This is a genomic window from Paraglaciecola marina (genome assembly GCF_004360155.1).
In the GTDB taxonomy this organism is placed as follows: Bacteria; Pseudomonadota; Gammaproteobacteria; order Enterobacterales; family Alteromonadaceae; genus Paraglaciecola; species Paraglaciecola marina.
In genome coordinates this window covers 49,540-69,895 of record NZ_SAIS01000010.1, presented here as the reverse complement: position 1 = coordinate 69,895, position 20,356 = coordinate 49,540, and the positions used below count along the sequence as shown (strand labels likewise).

Genomic DNA, 20,356 nt, shown 5'->3' with positions numbered 1-20,356 from the left:
CTCCGTCTTTAAAACCATAAGCTATTTTTATAATTCATTTATATATGGCGATAATTTTTCCAATACACATTGGGGCGTTTCAAATAACATCTCACCATTTGTAATATCTACGGCAACCTGAATGGTATAGGCCTTATTTAATACCTTGTCAGTGGCTTTATCTCTGATCACGTATTCTATTTTTAACCTACTTTGATACTCTACTAGGTTAGCCTCTACGATAATAAAGTCACTCAATTTGGCAGATGCGACATATTTCAAACGCATATCTACAATCGGCCAAATATAGCCAGTGGCTTCCATTTCAAGATAGTTATAGTCAAAAGCCTTTAATAACTCACAGCGCGCAGCTTCTAAATATTTAACATAATTTCCATGCCAAACCACCCGCATAGAATCAACATCATAGAACTGAACTTCCATTTCAGTGCTAACGCTAACTATGGGTTTAGCTTTCATATAAAGACCATTTTTGTTGTTGTACAAACTCAACTGTCTGACGTAGCAATTTATCAGTAGGACGGTCTTCATCTATGAGCTCAAAGAACTCACTAATATCATCTAACATGCTTGTCATTTCTGTGGTTAATGACGCCTTTTGAAGCTCTCCACTTCGAATACGCAACCACACCCCCTGCACTGAAGCCAGTAAAGTAGCTGCAATAACCTGCTCAGTTAATTGTAAAACCCGCAAACAATCTCTAGCAGCTATGGTTCCCATGCTTACTTTGTCTTGGTTATGGCATTCGGTTGAACGGGAAAACACACTAGCTGGCATAGTTAACTTTAATGCTTCAGCGGTCCAAGCTGAACAGCCAATCTGTATTGCTTTAAAACCATGATTGATAAACTTTCTTTCGCCTTTAGCACCAGACAAGTTAGAAGGCAAACCATGATTCATTTTTACATCAACCATAGTGGCAATTTGCCTATCAGCTAGATCAGCTAAGTTAGCAACACAATTTTTTAGCGAGTCCATCGCCATAGCAATATGGCCACCATAAAAATGCCCACCGTGCAAAACATGCTCACCAATTCCATCTATGATGGGATTATCGTTAGCGCTATTAAGCTCATTGGTGATCATACTTTGGAACCAAGGCAGGCTATCCTGCAACACACCAATAATATGGGGGGCGCAACGAATAGAATACCTATCTTGTAGCCGTTGTGAATTACGTGGATGAGAGTGATGATTGAGATCCTGTTGAATCCACGCAGCAATTTGATTTTGCCCAGGATGAGGCTTCACACTAAATAAGATATCGTCAAAATGGTTGCTATTACCCTTCAATGCCAAACTAGATAAGGCTGTTATCCTTGCCATTAATTTCGCTAAATAAGTGGCTCTGTCATAGGCTAGACAAGCTAAAGCAGTCATTACTGCTGTGCCATTCATAATGGCCAAGCCTTCTTTAGGGCGCAGCGTAATTGGCGCAAGCCCTGCTAATTTAAAGGCTTCGGAGCTTGGCATTATTTTATCTTGGTAGTAAACATCTCGCTCACCAATCAAGGCTCCCGCTACATATGATAAAGGTGTAAGATCGCCACTTGCCCCCACAGAACCCTCTTGAGGGATAACCGGAATAATGTTTTGATTTAACATAGCCACGAGTAAGTTTAGTAAGTCCCAACTAACTCCAGAAAAACCTTGAGATAGGGATATCAAGCGAGCAGCTAATATTGCTCTGCCTTCTTCAACACTAAAAAATTCACCTAATCCACAACCATGAAACCGTGTTAAATGAATAGGTAATTCACCAACCAGTGTCAAGGGTACTTCTACGGTACAAGAGTCACCATATCCCGTTGTAACCCCGTAGATATGTCCGTCTTCTTCTAGCAATTTATCTAAAAACTTTACGCCTTGGTCGATTCTTTTCCGAAAAAGCTCATCTTCAGACAACACAACTTGTGTACCAGACTTTGCAATTCTCACGACATCTTCAATAGAGATCTTATTTGAACCCAAACACACTTTATTCAAGCCTGACTCCATTTAGCTTACTCCCGCTTTATCTATTTTTTGTTTTGGTTGGTTAGGGTTTTCTGCTTCGTTAGCACGCCAGAAATCAAAAAAGTTGTTCCATTGATAAGGTTCTTGTAAACAATAGTAACCTAATCTATCGGTATACTTTTCCATCAACATTTGAAAATACTCTTTACGCTCTTTTCGCTTCACTTTAGTGGGCTCAGCAAACTCTTCAATGTAAGTTTGATACTTTCCCTTTTCTGAGTTTTTTATACATGTCATAAAAAATACGGGGCATTCCATAATTGTAGCTAAGGCAAAGGGCCCAATAGCTATGGGTGCAGGTTTAGACAAGAAAGGGGCAAAATTAACACTGTTTGGGTTATTCACTGAAGTACGGTCTGCAAAAATAACCACTGCTTCACCATCATCTATTTTCTGTTTCAACATAATAGTGTCATCAGGCCCAAAGTTATTCACATGAATAAAATTTATTGCGGCATCTGGATTAATTTTTTTGAGAAAATTATTAAATGAGGGCGCATGCTCGTTGTAAGTAATAACGTTGAGTTTTTTCTTATTTTCACCAGAGCTAAAAATAGCCCGACATATTTCCATATTACCTAAGTGGGCACTTAAGATTACGGCCCCTTGGCTGGAGGTTAATTTGTTATAAACCTCAGAATTCATGATTTCAATGTCTTCAATATGAATTTTACCTAACCAGGCATCGAACTTATCCACAATCGCTAATCCGAAGGAAATAAACACCTTAAATGCATGGCGATGTAACCTATAACCTTTAGATGGTGTGACGCCACGAGTGGTTTCTAATTGTATCCAATAATCTTTAATGGCGTGCCTTGCAATACGCCCAGTAAAATAAAAATAAAGCATCACAGGAAACAAACATACTTGAAAAAGCCCTTTGCCAAAGACCTTGTAGATAAAAACTAGGCATTGAATACCGAACATGCTGCCACGCTCTTTCAGTGTTGACCAATGTTGATTTTGTTCCATGACTACCTATTACTGCGTCTAAAAAGCAATGCAGGAAAACGCACCAACATGCCGAAAAAAAGTTTGCTATGCATCTTTGAGATTAACCAATTATCTTGCAGCGCATTAAAGTGGGAAACCCCACCTTCAGGATAATGTACCTTAGTGGCAATAAACCTTACATTTACCCCTTGCCAGAATAAGCGCACCATAACTTCAATGTCATAGTCCATGCGAGTTCCCAATTTAACTTGTTTGATTAACTCTGCATATGCCTCTAATGGGTAAACTCTAAAGCCACACATTGAGTCTTTTATTTGCAAAGAGAGGGTTTCGATCCATACCCAGAAGTGAGTGATAAAGCGGCCATAATAACGGCTTTTTGAAATACTATCGTCGTAGATTGGCCTACCACTAATTAACGCTTTGGGATTACTTCTAGACTCAGCCAGCATAGTGTCAACGTCTGCTAAGTCATGTTGTCCGTCAGCGTCAATTTGCAAAGCATGGGTCATACCCATCTCATAGGCTTTTACAAGGCCAGTATTAACAGCTGCACCTTTACCACCGTTTTTATCTCTACGTAACAACACCACTTCAGCATATTTTTCATCAATTTTTGAAAGCACCTTCTGAGTCAAAGGTTCGCTGCCGTCATCCACTAAAATGATGGGCAGTGTAAACTCAATAAGACTCGCAATAGTGTCTTCAATCACATCCCCATGATTATAATTAGGGATCACAATACAGTACTGAGACGTCACTTAAACAACACCTTGCCCGAGGCATGCTGCCCATGTACAGAACTATAGCTAAAGGAATATTTACTAGAATTGATTCTTTTTAAATGCAGAGATATCTCATAATTTGGACGAATGATAATCTGGAACTTTAATGCGCTTAAGCCCACAAATTTATCGGGATCAACATCAAAATATTCTGCTAAGTATTCCATTACCCAATGGGTTAAAGTGACACCAGGGAGTACGGGAGCTGATGGGAAGTGACCTCGAAAATAATAAAGATTCTCTGGAATTTTAAGCTCCAATTTAACCTCTTCCTCAGCTAACTCTTTAGTTAATATATCTCCATGATATACATCTTCACTCAAAATAAGACTCCGCTTCTCGCCTACTCAATTTTCCTCTGGCATTATAGGGTAATTCAACTGGATATCTATATTTTTTTGGCAGTAAAACAGCTTCATACCAGTTAGATAAAAAACCTTTAAATAGCCTATCCAATTCAATTTTTTTACCCCCTTCACGGGCCTTTAACCCTGCATCATTTAAGACAATTAACACTGCCAACTTGCGCCGCTCTGAACCAACTACCACCACAAACGCATCGTCCACAAATGGGTGTTGTTTTAGCCTTGCTTGCACTTCATCTAACGAGACTCTTTTTTCTTCAATTTTTACCACACTATCAGCTCGTCCTAAGACTCGGAACCGACTAGCATCTATTAATTCAACACGGTCATCTGCATTAAAAATAGGCTCATTAATATAAGATGAAGATATGGCTAATAAATCACTATTGTGTTGGTAAGAGATATTGACTTCATTAAAGGTATGCCAGTCCTCATCTTGAATTGACTGCCGACACCGCCAACCAATTCCGCCAGTTTCTGTACTACCAAAAACCTCTATTAGAGTGCATTGTAAAACATCTTGTAATTCTAAATTTTTCTTTGCATCTAACGGGCCTCCAGAAGAAAAGATGTTGGTTACCTTATCCTTTACAGCTAGTAAGGGGTTGTCTGCGACCATTCGCTGCAATTGTGCAGGGCTAGATATAATAGTCGCACTTCTACAATCATCTTGTGCAATTTGATTAGCCATTTGTTCTGGGTATTCAAATCCTTGGGGAACAAAGCTGTGACCTTTACTCATAGGCCATAAAATTTTATAGAGCAAGCCGTAAATATGCTGATGTGGAACAGTTGATACAAATACGGTTCCTTTAACTTGCTCAGAAAATTTAGCCTCTAATGCATCCACCTCTCTTTGTAACAACTTAAATGGCTTAACAATAATTTTAGGAACACCTGTAGAGCCAGAAGTATAAAAATACACTTCAGACTCTGCTGGAATAGTTAAGGTTATCCCTGAGCTTGGCTTGGTATCCAAATCGGATAGATAGGTAGGCGATATACTACCCGGCCCCACACTAGCACCAACCGATTCCTTCACCTGTTTTATATGTTCTGGTTGAGTATTTTGTGGCAATACCACTGACTTTCCTGAAGCCAAAAGCGCATAGAATAATGCTGAAAACACAAAGCTGTCAGATTCAGCTAGGAGCCACTTTTCAGCGGCATGGGCAGAAAAAATATTTTGGTATTTAACGACAATTCCCGCCCAACTAGCCGCACTTTGACCTTGGCGAATAAAACTTAGTTGTGAAGAGTTTAATTTAAAAAAAGTTGAGTCCATTTGATTGATAAGTATTCCTACGAGAAGAAAGTAGTGACGCTAAGGTCAACAGCAATAAGGTCAGTTTATCTTAATTTAGCACTAATTCTAACGTCCTAACATTAGAATTGCGAGCACCTCTAAAGCTTCAAAGTAGAGACCCTGAAACGAACGAATAGTTAATGCACAACTAAAATAAATGCTTTCCTAAATGGCTAGAGTGAAAACAGAAAACACTTTATTGAACCGGCTAACGTTAGCCTTCAATCTTAAGTTACTTCTAATAAAGTCAATTGAATAAATACAGCTCCAATTCTGACTTTAAACTTGTACAAGCTGAAAATGCTCAACTTCAGGAAAGGGGTCATAAAAATGATGTAATAAAGCCTTCCATTGCTGATACTCAGGAGATCCTCTAAAACCTAATGTATGGTCTTCTATAGTTTGCCACCGCACCAACAATAAATAACGATTATCTTTTTCAAGACACCTTTGTAATTGATGGTCAATATACCCCCCCCATAGACGAAACAATGATTTGTGCTTGTTTAAACGCATCCTCAAACTCTTGCTGTTTGCCAGGAATAATATCTAATATCGCTTGCTCTAAAATCACGTATTATCCTTATGTTTATGTGGCCTAAGGCACATCACACAATACCCAAATAGATGTAATATCCCCTCAACTAAAGTGGCACTTAAAAACCCAAATAGTACCCCCCAAACTAGGGCTTGAAGGTCAATTAATATCATATAACTGTATTGTTCCATGGTTTGTCTAAATGTCTCCCGCTCGGGAGTAACTAACACATGAAACACACGGTGAATCGCACTTTGTAACAAGGCATTTTGCTCTGCCTCTAATGAACTGACACGCTCAGTGATATAACGAATATTTTGGGCATCATGTCTAAACACAGCATCTTCACTTAACTCATAATGCTTTAAAAGAGCTTGTATATCACCTTGAAAATAACGTTCTGCAGTTTGTTGAAACCCAGCAAGAATAGCCTGTGCTTCTGTCAATTGCGCATCCACTCGTTTTTCATATTGGTCCACTACGGCAGGTACCTGAATACCTATCAATAAACCACTACAAAACAAAGTCAGCCTTAAATAATCTATACATAGTTTTTTCATAATTATACTCATTGCCCAGCCAGCATACCTTTACACAACTGAATTGCCTTGCTGCTAACCTGATGAACTTCTATAGTAAGCAAAAGGACATCCTAGGAGATACGTGTTTGTTAAAATATATTCTAAAATCTACCAGCTTACTTATGATGGTAACTTCAAGCAATTTAATTGCAGACGAGCTATCAATAGATAAACATGTTACTCCAACTGTAAGCAAGATTTGCCCTGCTGACTTTCACACTTTACCCCTCTATCCAAACGCGAAATTTTGCCAATTATTTGACACTAAATTACCCGCAAGTTTGTCTTACTTCGCCGTAAGTGGCCAACAAGCTACGAAAGACTTTTATCTTCAAGAGCTTGGTGAAGCTGAAGATGAAAAGATGTTGAAAGGTAGAATCGTTTTACAATATGAGCATGGTGAAAAAGTAGTTATCATTTCTAAAGACGGCACCGGAAGTCAGGTTGATATTTTAGTTAAATCAAGTATTTAGGTAACCCTTACTTAACCCTCCTAGCTTCTAGATGTGCCATTATTTGTTTCTAATTCATTGGCACTCTCTTTGCTTATCCAAGTAACAACAAACGTTTGTCAAAAAACCGACATTGGCTCTTGGAGAGATCATGGAACTTGGAATTATATTAATGATGCTACTGATAATAGTAGCAGTAGCCGCAATGAAACTTAACGAACCAGGCATTGCTTTTCCATTTCAGAAGAAAGGAAATTTGTTTACTCCTGTGGAGCGCACATTTCTATCTCTAATAGATGAAGCCGTTGGCAACGAATACAGAATTCTATGTCGCGTAAAAATGAGTGATATTTTAAGTGTGCGCCAAAGCACTAACAGAAAAACCAGTGTTAGTGCCACCACCAGAGCTAGCAGCAAACATTTAGATTTCGTTTTATGTTCTAAGAGTGATATGTCGCCGGTAATGGCAATCGACTTAGTACACCTAAAAGGTAAGGAAGGCTATAAGAGCCAAAGAGACTTTTTTGTAAGTGGTGCATTAGATGCGGCTCACATTCCCCATGTAAGAATTAAGGTACGGGCTGGTTATACAGCTGCAAATATACGAGATTGTATTTACACTAAACTACCAAAACCACAATTGAAACAGCTAAGCCCTCCTACTACTCAGGGGAAGAATTCATTAACCAATGAATTAACGGGGCAACCTAGGCCAACTCGCCCTATTAGAACCAACAAGACTGTACCTAGAAATCCAGTTGTTCCAGCCTAGTTACTTAAATTAAAGGCATAAAAAAACCAGCGAGCTCGCTGGTTTTTTCTTTCTAAAGATTAATTAACCTTTAACGAAATCTACACCTAAAGTAATATCACTACGTAAGCCTTCAATCATTGAAGCTTTAGCGTTTTCTTCAAACTCACTTAACTCACCGTAAGACAGAATTTCTTCTACGCCGTTTTTACCTAAACGTACTGGGTGAGAGAAAAATACCGCGTCGTCACTATTGGTTTCAACGTAAGTATATTCAACAACATTTTCGCCACGCATAGCGTCAACTAGAGACAAACAAAAACGAGCTGCAGCTTGACCCATAGATAATGTTGCAGAACCGCCACCTGCTTTAGCTTCAACGACTTCAGTACCAGCATTTTGGATACGAGTTGTAAGACTTGCTACTTCTTCGTCAGTAAACTCTACACCTTCAACTTGAGACAGTAGAGGTAAGATAGTTGTACCAGAATGACCACCGATTACAGGTACATGTAAGTTAGCTGGGTTCAAACCTTTCAAATCACCAACAAAAGTTTCGGCACGGATAACATCAAGAGTTGTTACACCAAATAATTTATTTTTGTTGTAAACACCTTTAGCTTTAAGAGCTTCTGCAGCAATTGCAACAGTTGTATTTACAGGGTTAGTGATAATACAAGTGCAAGCTTCAGGGCAATTATCTGCAATGCCGTCTACTAGGTTTCTTACGATGCCAGCGTTAATGTTAAACAAGTCAGAACGATCCATACCTGGTTTACGAGGTACACCTGCTGGTATCAATACAATGTCACAGCCGGTTAATGCATCAGCTAAGTCATCTTTGCCATAACCTTTAACTTTCACATCAGTTGGTATGTGACTTAAATCTACAGCAACACCTGGAACTACTGGAGCAACATCATACAAAGATAACTCTGAACCTGCTGGCAATTGAGTTTTTAACAATAAAGATAACGCTTGGCCGATACCGCCGGCTGCACCTAATACAGCTATTTTCATGATTCTCTCCTGTGAAGTACTTTCTGCGTTGCAATCAATAAGATATTGCTAACGAGGTTGTGAAATACAAGTTTATTCTTGTTTAACAGTTTGTAACCGAATGATTATACAAGGAACCGAAAGTTTTTAATATATGCATAAGCTGATGATTATTATTCAACTAAAGAATAAATAGAGTCAAACAGTTCCAAAAAATGCTCTTATTCGCGTATTTGTTATAAGGGCAAATTGCGAAAACCCAAGCAATACGGCAAAATAGTCTAACTAAAAATCGAGGGACTTATGGCAAGTAACAAACAAGAAGCGTTAATTAAAGCATTTAAAGATATTTTGAAAACTGAAAGTTTTGGTTCTCAGGGAGATATTGTTGAAGCCTTGAAAACACAAGAGTTTGATAATATCAGCCAATCTAAAGTGTCCCGCATGCTAAGTAAGTTTGGCGCAGTCCGAACCCGAAACGCTAGAGGTGACATGGTATATTGCTTGCCTCCAGAATTGGGCATGCCAACAGCGAAAAGCCCCCTTAAACAACTTGTACTAGATGTTGTACATAATAATTCAATGGTAATTATTAGAACTAGCCCAGGAGCTGCACAACTCATCGCCCGCTTACTAGACTCTTTGGGTAAAAAAGATGGTGTGTTAGGGACCATAGCAGGTGACGATACTATTTTCATCGCACCCGCTGATGTTAATGACATTGAAGACACCCGAGATAGAGTTGAAGCGCTTTTTGAAAATGTATGAGGCTAACACCTTAGTCTCAATCACATAAATTCTAAATCTACCCAAACCAGTCTATGGTCAGAAGAGCTTTTTCTGTCCTTAATAAGACGGTAATGAAGGTCGTCAATGTCTGGCCAAAATACACCACTGTCAATTATTTTGAATGAATTTGACGGCAAAACATAATCCGCTCTCATTCTCCAAAATGCGGTATGGCTCGCAGAAAAAGTGCTATCGGGGGTATGTAACTTTGCAGCTAGGCTTGTAGGTGTGAATGAATCGTTTACGTCAGGATGATTTAACAGTCCTTGAATACCTCTTTTCAGACCATCTCCTTCATCAGCTGAAGCATTTAAGTCACCAACTATGACAAAGTTTATTCCTTTAAAGCCCCCTCGCTCACCTTTATCATCATAAATGTAACTTGATTCTGTCTTTGTGGATAAATAATCTCGCCAAAAACGGATCTCATCATGGTTTCGCTTACCATTGCGATTTTCAGGACCATCAAATACAGGGGGGGTTGGGTGGCTTGCTAAAATATGTAGCTCATTACCATTGATCTCAATTGGAATATCCCAGTGAGATTTAGAGGATAAGCGCAGTACTTGCTGAGCTTCTTCACTGTAATAATGAGTGCCATCTTCATTTTTAACAGTGTCTAACAAATTATCAGGCATATCTTTCCACAGAAACTTTTGAAAAGTACGTACATTGCTTTTTTTGATAGGGTATTTACTCAACACCACCATGCCATAGTGACCAGGATAAAGGCCAAATCCAAAGGCATCATCTTTTGTACCTGAAGTCACACCATCATTGTTAAGGTCAACGCCAGAATCAACGCCTGTATTCACAGGTGCGGCAAAGAAATATGGATAAAAAACAGGGCTTGAGTCATTCTGAGACAAAGCTAAATAATTATCTAAGAAAGCTTTAATATCTGACTCAGAGCTAGCTAAATAGTCAAATTCATTTAATAGAATAATATCAGGCTGAACCCTTTGAATAATTTCAGCAATATTTTTGATCTGAGGGTGATTACCCGCAATTAAATACTGAGAGAGCTCATTTCCCTCTACGTCACCAATTTGTTCCACATAATTTGTGGCTTCCATGCTGACGTTAAAGGTTGCCACCCGTAATTTTGAAGACGTTTGCGTGACCGCACACCCACCTAAAGACAACATTAGTAATAACCCTAAATACAATTTATACATTAACAATATACCTCCCTAAAACAAAAAAGCCGACTCTAATGAGTCGGCTTTCACATTATTAAAACTTAATTAAAGTTTAGAATTTGTAATCAAATCCTATACGGGCTTCCCATAATGACGCATCACCATCACGGTAAACTGGATTAGAAGTTCCAATAGTAACAGTACTGTTAGTCTCCTCTAAGATTCCCCAGTTATCATTAAGCATGTTAGTAAAGTTATCTACAACAAAACTGATTGAAGCTGTATGGCCCTCAGAGAAAGCTGGTATGTCTTGACGAACTGAAATGTCAACTTTAGACCACCAAGGGGCTTCCTCACCGTTTCGCTCTCCACCGATAGGTAACACACTGTTACTATCGATATATGGAGTGTATCCAAAGATACTATTTCCGTCATCACGAGTCAGGCTGTAAGGACTGCCAGATTGAGCTACAGCATATAAATTAAAGCGGGTATTTAAACCATCAAACAATTCAACTGTGTAGCTTAAATCGGCTGTAAAACGATGCGCAATATTCCAATCGGAAAGTGAAGATACATCTTCATTAGGGTTAGTAAACGCCCTGTACTGATAATTAGAAAATGCAACTGAGCTTGTCATTGGCTGAGTGTCTTCCGCGTGATTATATGTATAACCCGCAAATAAACGCACACCACTTTCCCATGACTTCTCTAATGTTCCGGTCAATGAATAAGAAACAGAAGTTTCGTTAGAATTTGTCAATACAAATGCATCCATTTTGTCATCACTGTATTGAATGTAACCTTCATCATTGAATCCAGCTTCTTCTAACTGTGCTGCAAAAGTCATTGCTTGATTCTTGCTGAAAGAAACAAGTAAATCTGCACTTAAAATGAATTCAGACTCTGTTTCATGAGTTAACCCAGCAGACAACTTCCATTCACTAGGCATATCAAAATCTGGGTCTAGGTAGTTCAATTCAAAGTTAGAACCTTCCCCAGCATCTACATCTGCATCCAATTCAGATGGGATAGAGTAACCAGGACCGGCGGTCACACCTTCTTCAGTATTAACCCAAACAATATCTGAATCAAATAAACTACGTGAACCATCAGTGTATCCATGGTCACGTCCTCTAGCACCCACTTGAGTAGTATTAGTATTAGAGAAGTTATTAGACATCCAAACGTTAGGGTTACCACCAGAGAACAAGCCTAAACCACCGCGAATTTCTGTAGAATCACTAAGAGTATAGTTAAAGCCAACGCGAGGCTGCAACAAACCAACACCATCAAGGTTAGTGGAGTTGCTAAAACCATATTCTGCTACAAAGTCACTATTCTCTGCCGGAGCATCCGAAGTAGTAGTCCAGTCGTAACGAAGTCCAGCAACTACTGTGAGGTCATCAGTCAGATAAAATTCATCTTGCATATATGCACTATGATTAGTGTATCCCCAATCGGCCGCCGCATCATCTAACTCGCCTGATATAGCATAGTTGTAGTAAATAGCCCCTGGTAAACCAGCTTCAAACGAATCGATACCACCATAGAAACGCATCTCTGTCTCGGTATGTTGTACAAACAAGTTAAATACGTCTAGTGAGTCCTGCTCATAACCAAAAGTAAAAGTATGTCCATTGTCAGCATAGTAATTACCACGGAACATAAGACTATTTGCATTCCAATCTAAGTCATTCGCTTGACGACTATCATCAGAACCGATGTAAACAGTAACATCATCAGTATAAATCTGAATTTCACCAAAATCATTTCCACCAGGAGTGCCATCACCACCAACTGAATTTTGGCGATTATCTAACTCGGTGCGAGACAAACGAATTTCAGTAGTAAATTTATCTGTCCAATCTGAGTAAAGTACACCTGTCAAAGATTTCATCTCAGCACCACGTTCATATAAGTGGTTTGAAAATTCAAATTCGTCAGAATCGCCATCAGATTCAGTAAAGTTATTACCGTCATTATAGTTATAAGTAAATGATGCTCTGTGCTTGTCACTTATGTTCCAATCAAGTTTCACAAGAAGCTTTTCATCTTCATGGTCCATGCTTGTAGGAATACTGCCTGGATCATAATTATATAGTTCGTTTGAAATGCGTACTATTTCATCTAGCTCGTCTTGTGTAATATTTACTTCATTCACTGCACCTGAGCCAATAGCTCCGCGGTCAAATAGATTTACACCGTCTAATTTCTCATAGGCAGCAAAAATAAATAGCTTATCTTTAATAAGTGGTGCACCAATAGTAAAACCATAGGTATTTTGATCATAGTCCCCAATGTTCACTGTATCACCTTCAAGAGAATCACCTCTTAAAGAGTTACTTCCATACTCATAAAATACCGACCCATGTACTTCATTAGTTCCAGACTTACTCACCGCACTTATATTACAAGCTGAAAAGCCACCATAAATCACATCGAAAGGAGCTATTTCTACCGCAACACTTTCAATAGCGTCATATGAAAACGGCATTCTTTCAGTTGGGTAACCGTTTGAATTAAGACCAAACAAGTCATTCATACGCACACCATCAACAGTTAAACTGTTGAAGCGAGGACTCTTACCTGCGCACTGTATTCCGCCATTTCCGCCTTCATCAACATAAACGCGAGGGTCAATTCGTATTATATCTGTAAGATCACGGTTGATTGCAGGAGCATTCTCCAAAGTAGAAAGGTCAAAACTAGCAGAAGGGCCTATTTTTCCGAAAGCAGTACTACTTAACTGAGACGCAGTAACAGATATACGTTCAATATTTTCTTCGTTTTCTAAAGCACGATTAATGCTGAATGTATCGCCCAACTCCAAATAAACGTCGTTAATAGTTTGATCTGCAAAGGTCGCTGAGTCTAACTCAACTGTATAAGGTCCACCAACTCGCAAACCACGTAAGTTAAATGTACCCGCTGAATTAACAGTAACTACTTTTACAGTCCCAGTTGGAACGTGCGTAACTTTTACTTCTGTTCCTGCAGCTGGATTACCATTTGGGCCAACGATCTGTCCAGACATACCTGAAGAGGTAACTTGTGCCATTGCAGCTGAAGACATGCCAACAGACATTGCCACTGCAATCGCTATGCGATTGAGTTTAGTTTTCTTAAACATTGTGTGTTTCCTAAGTTTTGTGTTTTCTAAGTTTTTTGGCATATATAGTATGCTTAACGAAACTGTACCTACTAAATATTGCTATTTTATTAAATTAATTCTTTTATTTTTATTTTGAAAACTCCCTGTACAAAATAAGTACTAGCGTATTTTTTTAGCTTATTACTAATTAAAATACATACGTCTATACTGAACAAATTACAAAAAGTAAAAAGCATTTAATATCATTCAACCTTGTTTTTTATTAATACATAAAAATCAACAGCTTAACTCAAACAAATAAACTTACCTATTGCAATAAATAAAACTAACTGTTGAAATCAACAAATAGCATCTCAACAAGTAAGCTTAGCCCACTAAATTTTGTCTATTTTTTCACCATATTACAAAACAATTTTTCTTTCTGCGATCAGTTTATCCATAATTTTGATGTGGTGTTTAGGTGCCTATGTAAATGTAAATACTCCAGAGCCGATTCCTGTCATCATCAATGAGTCAGATTCTTGTCATACTCTTTCAAAAACAAATGCAGATAGCTTTGTTGTTCTTGTGGAAGATCAATATCAAGCTGACTTATTACTTGACGCTTTATGCTCTGACCCCGTAATCGATCGGCAATTTGGAGTCGTTGAAGTTAGATGGAGCAATAGAGATGAAGATATTATTCAGTATATAGGTAAAGGCTTAGCACATTTAGCCTTAGTAAAAGAAAATCTAATGAATGCTTTTGCCACCGATCAAACATATGGTTATAAAGTCATTGGGGCTTATCAAAACTACTCTGCCTATTTAATTTCAGTAAAAGAAAAGCCGATTATCAATAAACAATATTTATGGGGCAAGAAATTAGGTTTATTAGATTATCCCAGCAGCCGCTCTGGCCACATAATACCCAAGGGAATGCTAAAATCTTTGGATTTATCTGAACAGGATGTAAAGATTACTTATGCGAATGATCACAATGAGTTACGTAAATTATTAGCCTCGGGAAAGGTGGATATTATTTCATCTTATTGGCAAGAAGAAGACAGTAAAAAGTTCTCGCAAAATTACATTACCCGAATTCAGGAAAATGTAAGTGGAGCGAAGTGGTATTTAAAGATGGATACCCAAAACACAGATTTAGTGTGTGAGATGCAAAAAATACTATTAATGTTGAGTCCTAACATGGGCTCTGAATATTTCAATCATATGTCATTACCCGATGAATGTTTATTAATAGAAGTGCCTCAATTATGACTTCACCACAGTTAGCATCATACAAATATACTGGCTACTTTTTTATTTTATGGATAATGTTTCAAGGTACTTACTCAACTGCAAAATATTTTCAACACCAATATGAAGCCAGTCTATTTACCCTAAACATAGAGAAAAGAATAGCATTGGACATCAGCAAACTTCGTTTAGCCAATCCAATATTCAATACTATTTCCCACCCCCCATCAGTTAAGCGTTACATTGATCAGCTTAATCTTTACTTAACTGAACAAGATTCCAATGTAAAACTATTAAAACTGCAAAATGTCAGTATTGATATTGACGGGGAGTATCTAACACGTAATTCAACCCTAACGCCGACAGGTCAAAAAATTGAGGTTTCAATAGCGGTATTCAAATGGCCCTATTTAACGACGCTAACCCCTATAGCTCTATTTTTAGCTCTAATTTTTACTTACCTAAATTATAAAATTTATGCAAAAGCCAATAGTGCCGCCAACAATCTAAGTGAGCCTTCGCCCCCTGACTCACCTGTGAAATTATCCATCAACCTACACGACAAGACCTTGAACAATGTAAAATTTGGAAAAAAGGTTGAGCTATCCAATAAGCCATTTTGTTTTTATGTAGCTTTATTAGAGTATTGTATAAAAGAGCCCAACCCTCTTCTAAATCAAAGCAAAAATGTACCAGAAGACATAATAACTTTAGCAAATAAATATTTTTATAGACTAATTGAAATTGGTCATACCAAGCGAAAGCGTCCAGACTTCAGTACCAATTTAGACAAAACATTGAGTGAAATTAGGGCAACTTTAGATGCTGTATTTTTACATCAGCCCCACGAAAAAGAGCTATTTTATCCTCCCAAAGCTCAAGGAGAAGGATCTAGATCTAAACTTCACAACTATGCCCTTGAACACCTTGACCCATCGCATTTAGAAATAATTGGTAAATAAATACGACTATAAATTTATCGATAGAATAAAAAACAATCAGTTCAGAGGCTATTACCTCATTAGTTACTTGAAAGCGGATTTCAAGTGCTGACTTTTTGCGTTTCCGCTGTTATCTTTCTATAAGTCTTAATTCAATTATCTGGAGTGGTATGTCTGCCCCCTTAGTTATTGCCATTTCTGGAGCATCAGGATCTGGTAAATCACTGTTTACCGAAAATCTTCTAAAAGAATTTTCAGAAAAAGGTAAACCAGTTCAAGTTTTACGTGAAGATCATTATTACCGTTCCCAAGATCATCTTCCAATGCTAGAACGAGAAAAGAATAATTACGATCATCCCAAAGCCTTTGAGCATGAATTGTTAATTCAACATTTGAAAGCATTGAAAGATTGGAAGTCTATAGAATATCCAAGTTATTGCTATAAAACCCACACTAGACTCGAGAAAACAGATACCTTGATTTCTGCACCTGTCATTATAATTGAAGGGATCATGTTATTGGCAAACGAAGCATTGCAACCTCTTTTTGATATAAAGATATTTGTCGATACCCCACTAGATATTTGCTTGCTACGTAGAATGAAAAGAGATATTGCTGAAAGAGGTCGCACCCTGGAGTCAGTAGCTCAACAATATGAATCGACGGTAAAGCCTATGTATCACCAATTTATTGCACCAAGTCGCTTTACAGCAGATGTCATAGTCACTCAAGGGGGAGAAAATCGTATCGCCCTAGATGTTATTAAGTCACATATTCAGCAAAGTTTGTTATAACAACTTACCGTTACATGCTACACAATAATAAAAATAAGGAAAAAGTATGGTTAGTCTAATTGGCGTTGCCTTAATGTTGTTTATTGCCTATCTATTCTCTGCACACAAAAAATCCATAAATTGGCGTACCGTGGGCGGAGCTTTCGCAATTCAAGCAGGTATTGGAGCCTTGGTGTTGTACTTCCCGCCAGGAATTAGCTTTTTACTCTCTCTAACTGGATATGTAGAAAACATCATTGGTTATAGCCAAGACGGTATTAATTTTATTTTTGGCCCTATGGGTAATAAATCAATGGGCTTTATATTTGCGTTCAATGTGTTGCCCGTAATTGTGTTTTTCTCTTCTTTAATAACAGTGCTGTATCACCTGAAGGTAATGACAGTCATTATCCGGGTGATTGGTGGCTTCCTACAATTTTTCTTAAAGACTAGTCGCCCTGAATCCATGTCTGCCGCAGCCAATATATTTGTAGGGCAAACAGAAGCCCCATTGGTTATCAAACCATTTATACCTAATTTAACTCGCTCAGAATTGTTTGCTGTGATGGTAGGTGGCCTTGCGTCTATAGCAGGCTCAGTTATGGCGGGTTATGCAGGAATGGGCGTAGAAATTAAGTACCTATTAGCCGCTAGCTTTATGGCTGCTCCCGGTGGCTTGTTGATGGCTAAGATCATCATTCCTGAAACAGAAGAGTTTAAAAATGAGCTGGATCAAAAGACCACTGAAGATAACCAGTACGCTAACATTTTTGATGCTGCTGCAAGTGGTGCCGCTTCTGGATTACATTTAGCATTGAATGTAGGGGCAATGTTGCTGGCTTTTATAGGGCTTATTGCTCTACTAAATGGCTTAATTGGATGGGCCGGCGGGTTGTTTGGAGCAGGAGATTTAAGCTTTGAAATTATATTAGGGTACCTTTTTCAACCTATAGCTTGGGCCTTAGGGGTTCCATGGGATGAAGCTAATATAGCGGGTAGCTTTATTGGCCAAAAAATGGTGGTTAATGAATTTGTCGCCTATTTAGACTTCCTTAAGTATCAAGCCGAGTTGTCACCCCATACTCAGGCTATTGTGATTTTCTCATTGTGTGGGTTTGCTAACTTCTCTTCAATAGCAATATTGATGGGTGGCATAGGAGCGTTAGCTCCAAACAGACGAAAAGAAATTGCGCAACTTGGATTAAAAACAGTATTAGCCGCAACCTTATCAAACTTAATGAGCGCCGCTTTAGCGGGTTTCTATCTAAGCATATAAAAAATAACTGTAGTAAATATATAAAGATTTTGAGTTGAGAGTAAACCATGGAATTAATAGCTGTAGATTACCAGGCACCAAATGCCGATAAATTATTTGTAGAGTCATTACACAAAACTGGTTTTGGAGTATTAAAAAATCATCCAATAAGCAAAGAGCGTGTTACTAGCATATATAAAAACTGGCAAGCTTTTTTTAATACTGATGAAAAAAATGACTTTTTGTACAACCGTGAAACCCATGATGGTTTCTTCCCAACGAGTGTATCAGAGACAGCCAAAGGCTTTAAAAAGAAAGATATCAAAGAGTATTTTCATTTTTACCCTTGGGGACGATGCCCAGAATCACTCAAACAGGAAATAGCAGATTATTACCGAGATACCAATGCATTAGCCTCAGAATTATTAGCTTGGGTTGAAAAGTACTCGCCGGCTGAGATATCTGCTAAGTACACCCAGTCACTATCGAGCATGGTGACCGAAAGTGAGCAGACTTTACTGCGTATTTTGCACTATCCCCCTTTAGACGGCTCAGAAGAGGCGGATGCGATAAGAGCTGCAGCACATGAGGATATTAACCTACTAACTATATTACCGTCAGCAAATGAGCCTGGGTTACAAGTTAAAGGCACTGGAGACTCGTGGATTGATGTACCATGCGATTTTGGTAATCTTATCGTGAATATAGGCGATATGTTACAAGAAGCCTCTGCCGGTTATTTCCCATCAACCACCCACAGAGTTGTAAACCCAGAAGGAAGCGATCAGACTAAAGCTCGTATTTCACTGCCTCTATTTTTACATCCAAACCCCGAAGTGGTTTTATCAGATAGATATACAGCCAAAAGCTATTTAAAAGAGAGGCTAGAAGAGTTGGGTGTCGCCTAGCCCTTGAATTAGAGTCGTTGTTAAACATAAAACTAAGCAGTTTGTAAGGTCACAAACTGCTTAAAAAATCTAATTTACTCTGATACTTTTCTTCATAATGATTATTGAGCGCTTTATTTTTTGCCAGTTTCAAATAACGCTCGCTTTCATCTAGCTCACCAATTTCAAAATAAACTCTAGCTAAACCAAAATATCCCTCGTGCATGTTCCTATTTAAAATAAGTGCTTTTTTAAAGTGCCCAAGAGCTAACTTCCAGTTTTGTTGCTCTATATCCTGCTCACCTAAGTTTACGTGGTAATAGGGATTTATAGCGCGCTTATGTTCTACTTTGGCAATAATCTCATTGGCGGAGTCTACTTTACCGGTAATATTGTATAAATAAGCCAAGTTTTCCAGACCAGTCAAATTATCAGGGGATTGCTGTAGAGCATGCAAGTAAACCTTCTCAGCGCCTTCTAAATACCCTGCCATACGATATAAAATCCCCATATTAATCCAAGCAGAAGTAAACAGTGGCTCACTTAATACTGCTTGACGAAAATAGGCATAAGCCAAAGGCAATTGTTGCTTCACTAGAGCATCAGCTCCTTTATTATTGTAAAACATGGCAACTACCAACTCTTTAGATACAAGCTTTTTAGGAAAGCTCCGTCTAGAAGGTTGTGGGTCAAAATCTATTTGATAACTACGGGTTCTTAAATTGAGTACATTAGCATCCAGGTGGGGAGTGAATTTTAAGTTTATATGGCCATTAAGGAGGTTATAACCTTGGCGACGAGTCCAATACTCAGGAATCAAAACTTCCTGAAAATCTACATTAAAGCCGGCCTCCCTAGTCAGTGCATAGGTCATAATCGACATGGATAAACAATTTGCTTCTTTCAATTTAAAAGTATCATTGGCAACAGTGTTGGCATTGGCCTGATACAGCAGGTTTAATTCAGAGCGGTCAAATACAGCATGTACTAGAGCCTCAACCTGATCAACCTCGTTATCTATGTTACCTATGATGTTATGCACAAAGGTTTTGGCGTCTTCATCTAGATAAAATATTTCATATTCAGTTTCTACTCTATGATTTGAAAAGCTTTTAAAACCTTGATCATATAGTAGGGTTTCTGTGGTAACGGCAAGATGATTGTGAGTTGCCCTAGATTGACAACCCAATAAAACAAAAACGAATAACAAACAAGCATAATGCGTCAAACTAAGTCTAATATTAAACATATCAACCTCTCTAGTTAACATTTATTTAACATTAGCGTTTTTAAACGCTATTCGCCAATCTATTTGTCGCTTACTAGATTGATTTCGTCCTAAATATCTAAACTCAACTCCCACCCCAAACAACAGAGTTATAAAACTACTATTTATAAAATCTGTTTATTTGCATGTTTTAAATCAAACGCTTACGTAATAAACTTAATTCAAAATAAAACGACTCA

Annotated in this window: 20 protein-coding genes; 8 read left to right on the top strand and 12 right to left on the bottom strand. The window is 38.2% G+C overall.

Going from position 1 to position 20,356, the window contains the following annotated elements:
* Window positions 1–27: 27 nt before the first annotated feature.
* The 8 genes from EOK74_RS14425 to EOK74_RS14390 form a co-directional block, all read right to left on the bottom strand.
* The gene (locus tag EOK74_RS14425) at window positions 28–459 is read right to left on the bottom strand and encodes an acyl-CoA thioesterase (RefSeq protein WP_133470729.1); all 432 of its coding nucleotides are present in this window, start codon (window positions 457–459) and stop codon (window positions 28–30) included.
* A complete protein-coding gene (locus EOK74_RS14420) occupies window positions 449–1,999 on the bottom strand; it encodes an HAL/PAL/TAL family ammonia-lyase (RefSeq protein ID WP_133470728.1) in 1,551 nt (516 codons plus the stop codon). Before EOK74_RS14420 ends, EOK74_RS14425 begins: the two co-directional genes overlap by 11 nt.
* Window positions 2,000–2,992, bottom strand: coding sequence for an LpxL/LpxP family acyltransferase (locus EOK74_RS14415; RefSeq protein WP_133470727.1), 993 nt, complete (start codon window positions 2,990–2,992; stop codon window positions 2,000–2,002).
* A gap of 2 nt (window positions 2,993–2,994) precedes the next feature.
* Window positions 2,995–3,735, bottom strand: coding sequence for a glycosyltransferase family 2 protein (locus tag EOK74_RS14410; RefSeq protein ID WP_133470726.1), 741 nt, complete (start codon window positions 3,733–3,735; stop codon window positions 2,995–2,997).
* Complete coding sequence (locus EOK74_RS14405; RefSeq protein WP_133470725.1) at window positions 3,732–4,082, bottom strand: ApeI family dehydratase; 351 nt, start codon at window positions 4,080–4,082, stop codon at window positions 3,732–3,734. Before EOK74_RS14405 ends, EOK74_RS14410 begins: the two co-directional genes overlap by 4 nt.
* Window positions 4,075–5,409, bottom strand: coding sequence for an AMP-binding protein (locus EOK74_RS14400; RefSeq protein ID WP_133470724.1), 1,335 nt, complete (start codon window positions 5,407–5,409; stop codon window positions 4,075–4,077). The genes EOK74_RS14405 and EOK74_RS14400 overlap by 8 nt, the downstream gene beginning before the upstream one ends.
* A gap of 300 nt (window positions 5,410–5,709) precedes the next feature.
* Window positions 5,710–5,946 (bottom strand): antibiotic biosynthesis monooxygenase family protein, encoded by a 237-nt coding sequence (locus tag EOK74_RS14395; protein WP_239024125.1) that lies wholly within the window; start codon window positions 5,944–5,946, stop codon window positions 5,710–5,712.
* 54 nt (window positions 5,947–6,000) lie between these two features.
* Window positions 6,001–6,528: a DUF2937 family protein gene (locus EOK74_RS14390; RefSeq protein WP_133470723.1), complete on the bottom strand. Its 528-nt coding sequence runs from the start codon at window positions 6,526–6,528 to the stop codon at window positions 6,001–6,003.
* 107 nt (window positions 6,529–6,635) lie between these two features.
* Between EOK74_RS14390 and EOK74_RS14385 the strand changes: the two genes are divergently transcribed.
* Both EOK74_RS14385 and EOK74_RS14380 read left to right on the top strand, forming a co-directional pair.
* Window positions 6,636–7,022, top strand: coding sequence for a hypothetical protein (locus EOK74_RS14385; protein WP_239024124.1), 387 nt, complete (start codon window positions 6,636–6,638; stop codon window positions 7,020–7,022).
* 130 nt (window positions 7,023–7,152) lie between these two features.
* The gene (locus tag EOK74_RS14380; RefSeq protein ID WP_133470722.1) at window positions 7,153–7,773 is read left to right on the top strand and encodes a DUF2726 domain-containing protein; all 621 of its coding nucleotides are present in this window, start codon (window positions 7,153–7,155) and stop codon (window positions 7,771–7,773) included.
* Window positions 7,774–7,836: 63 nt separating this feature from the next.
* On the opposite strand, the gene mdh is transcribed toward EOK74_RS14380, so the two are convergent.
* A complete protein-coding gene (gene mdh / locus EOK74_RS14375) occupies window positions 7,837–8,772 on the bottom strand; it encodes a malate dehydrogenase (RefSeq protein WP_133470721.1) in 936 nt (311 codons plus the stop codon).
* A 282-nt stretch (window positions 8,773–9,054) separates the two neighbouring features.
* On the opposite strand from mdh, the gene argR reads away from it, so the two are divergent.
* Entirely contained in the window at window positions 9,055–9,519 is a 465-nt protein-coding gene (gene argR, locus EOK74_RS14370; protein WP_133470720.1) for a transcriptional regulator ArgR, read from the top strand.
* Window positions 9,520–9,539: 20 nt separating this feature from the next.
* Here the strand turns inward: argR and EOK74_RS14365 are convergent, their stop codons facing one another.
* Both EOK74_RS14365 and EOK74_RS14360 read right to left on the bottom strand, forming a co-directional pair.
* Window positions 9,540–10,718: an endonuclease/exonuclease/phosphatase family protein gene (locus EOK74_RS14365; RefSeq protein WP_133470719.1), complete on the bottom strand. Its 1,179-nt coding sequence runs from the start codon at window positions 10,716–10,718 to the stop codon at window positions 9,540–9,542.
* A 76-nt stretch (window positions 10,719–10,794) separates the two neighbouring features.
* Window positions 10,795–13,815 carry a TonB-dependent receptor gene (locus EOK74_RS14360; RefSeq protein WP_133470718.1) on the bottom strand — a complete coding sequence of 1,007 codons (3,021 nt, stop codon included), beginning with the start codon at window positions 13,813–13,815 and terminating at the stop codon, window positions 10,795–10,797.
* Between the two features lie 363 nt (window positions 13,816–14,178).
* On the opposite strand from EOK74_RS14360, the gene EOK74_RS14355 reads away from it, so the two are divergent.
* The 5 genes from EOK74_RS14355 to EOK74_RS14335 all read left to right on the top strand — a co-directional run bounded on the left by EOK74_RS14355 (window position 14,179) and on the right by EOK74_RS14335 (window position 18,910).
* Window positions 14,179–15,054 carry a PhnD/SsuA/transferrin family substrate-binding protein gene (locus EOK74_RS14355; protein ID WP_239024123.1) on the top strand — a complete coding sequence of 292 codons (876 nt, stop codon included), beginning with the start codon at window positions 14,179–14,181 and terminating at the stop codon, window positions 15,052–15,054.
* Window positions 15,051–15,995 carry a hypothetical protein gene (locus EOK74_RS14350; protein WP_133470717.1) on the top strand — a complete coding sequence of 315 codons (945 nt, stop codon included), beginning with the start codon at window positions 15,051–15,053 and terminating at the stop codon, window positions 15,993–15,995. The genes EOK74_RS14355 and EOK74_RS14350 overlap by 4 nt, the downstream gene beginning before the upstream one ends.
* A 149-nt stretch (window positions 15,996–16,144) precedes the next feature.
* Window positions 16,145–16,768 (top strand): uridine kinase, encoded by a 624-nt coding sequence (udk, locus tag EOK74_RS14345; RefSeq protein WP_133470716.1) that lies wholly within the window; start codon window positions 16,145–16,147, stop codon window positions 16,766–16,768.
* A 46-nt stretch (window positions 16,769–16,814) separates the two neighbouring features.
* On the top strand, window positions 16,815–18,023 hold the full coding sequence (locus EOK74_RS14340) for a NupC/NupG family nucleoside CNT transporter (RefSeq protein WP_133470715.1): 1,209 nt from the start codon (window positions 16,815–16,817) through the stop codon (window positions 18,021–18,023).
* Between the two features lie 47 nt (window positions 18,024–18,070).
* Complete coding sequence (locus EOK74_RS14335) at window positions 18,071–18,910, top strand: 2OG-Fe(II) oxygenase family protein (protein WP_133470714.1); 840 nt, start codon at window positions 18,071–18,073, stop codon at window positions 18,908–18,910.
* 49 nt (window positions 18,911–18,959) lie between these two features.
* Here the strand turns inward: EOK74_RS14335 and EOK74_RS14330 are convergent, their stop codons facing one another.
* Window positions 18,960–20,138, bottom strand: a complete 1,179-nt coding sequence (locus EOK74_RS14330; RefSeq protein WP_133470713.1) for a tetratricopeptide repeat protein — start codon at window positions 20,136–20,138, stop codon at window positions 18,960–18,962.
* Between the last annotated feature and the right edge of the window lie 218 nt (window positions 20,139–20,356).

Excerpts from the sequence above, each read along its gene's own strand:
- EOK74_RS14425 (WP_133470729.1), bottom strand. The coding sequence starts at position 459 with ATGAAAGCTAAACCCATAGTTAGCGTTAGCACTGAAATGGAAGTTCAG.
- EOK74_RS14420 (WP_133470728.1), bottom strand. The coding sequence starts at position 1,999 with ATGGAGTCAGGCTTGAATAAAGTGTGTTTGGGTTCAAATAAGATCTCT.
- EOK74_RS14415 (WP_133470727.1), bottom strand. The coding sequence starts at position 2,992 with ATGGAACAAAATCAACATTGGTCAACACTGAAAGAGCGTGGCAGCATG.
- EOK74_RS14400 (WP_133470724.1), bottom strand. The coding sequence starts at position 5,409 with ATGGACTCAACTTTTTTTAAATTAAACTCTTCACAACTAAGTTTTATT.
- EOK74_RS14395 (WP_239024125.1), bottom strand. The coding sequence starts at position 5,946 with ATGCGTTTAAACAAGCACAAATCATTGTTTCGTCTATGGGGGGGGTAT.
- EOK74_RS14390 (WP_133470723.1), bottom strand. The coding sequence starts at position 6,528 with ATGAAAAAACTATGTATAGATTATTTAAGGCTGACTTTGTTTTGTAGT.
- EOK74_RS14380 (WP_133470722.1), top strand. The coding sequence starts at position 7,153 with ATGGAACTTGGAATTATATTAATGATGCTACTGATAATAGTAGCAGTA.
- mdh (WP_133470721.1), bottom strand. The coding sequence starts at position 8,772 with ATGAAAATAGCTGTATTAGGTGCAGCCGGCGGTATCGGCCAAGCGTTA.
- argR (WP_133470720.1), top strand. The coding sequence starts at position 9,055 with ATGGCAAGTAACAAACAAGAAGCGTTAATTAAAGCATTTAAAGATATT.
- EOK74_RS14365 (WP_133470719.1), bottom strand. The coding sequence starts at position 10,718 with ATGTATAAATTGTATTTAGGGTTATTACTAATGTTGTCTTTAGGTGGG.
- EOK74_RS14360 (WP_133470718.1), bottom strand. The coding sequence starts at position 13,815 with ATGTTTAAGAAAACTAAACTCAATCGCATAGCGATTGCAGTGGCAATG.
- EOK74_RS14350 (WP_133470717.1), top strand. The coding sequence starts at position 15,051 with ATGACTTCACCACAGTTAGCATCATACAAATATACTGGCTACTTTTTT.
- udk (WP_133470716.1), top strand. The coding sequence starts at position 16,145 with ATGTCTGCCCCCTTAGTTATTGCCATTTCTGGAGCATCAGGATCTGGT.
- EOK74_RS14340 (WP_133470715.1), top strand. The coding sequence starts at position 16,815 with ATGGTTAGTCTAATTGGCGTTGCCTTAATGTTGTTTATTGCCTATCTA.
- EOK74_RS14335 (WP_133470714.1), top strand. The coding sequence starts at position 18,071 with ATGGAATTAATAGCTGTAGATTACCAGGCACCAAATGCCGATAAATTA.
- EOK74_RS14330 (WP_133470713.1), bottom strand. The coding sequence starts at position 20,138 with ATGTTTAATATTAGACTTAGTTTGACGCATTATGCTTGTTTGTTATTC.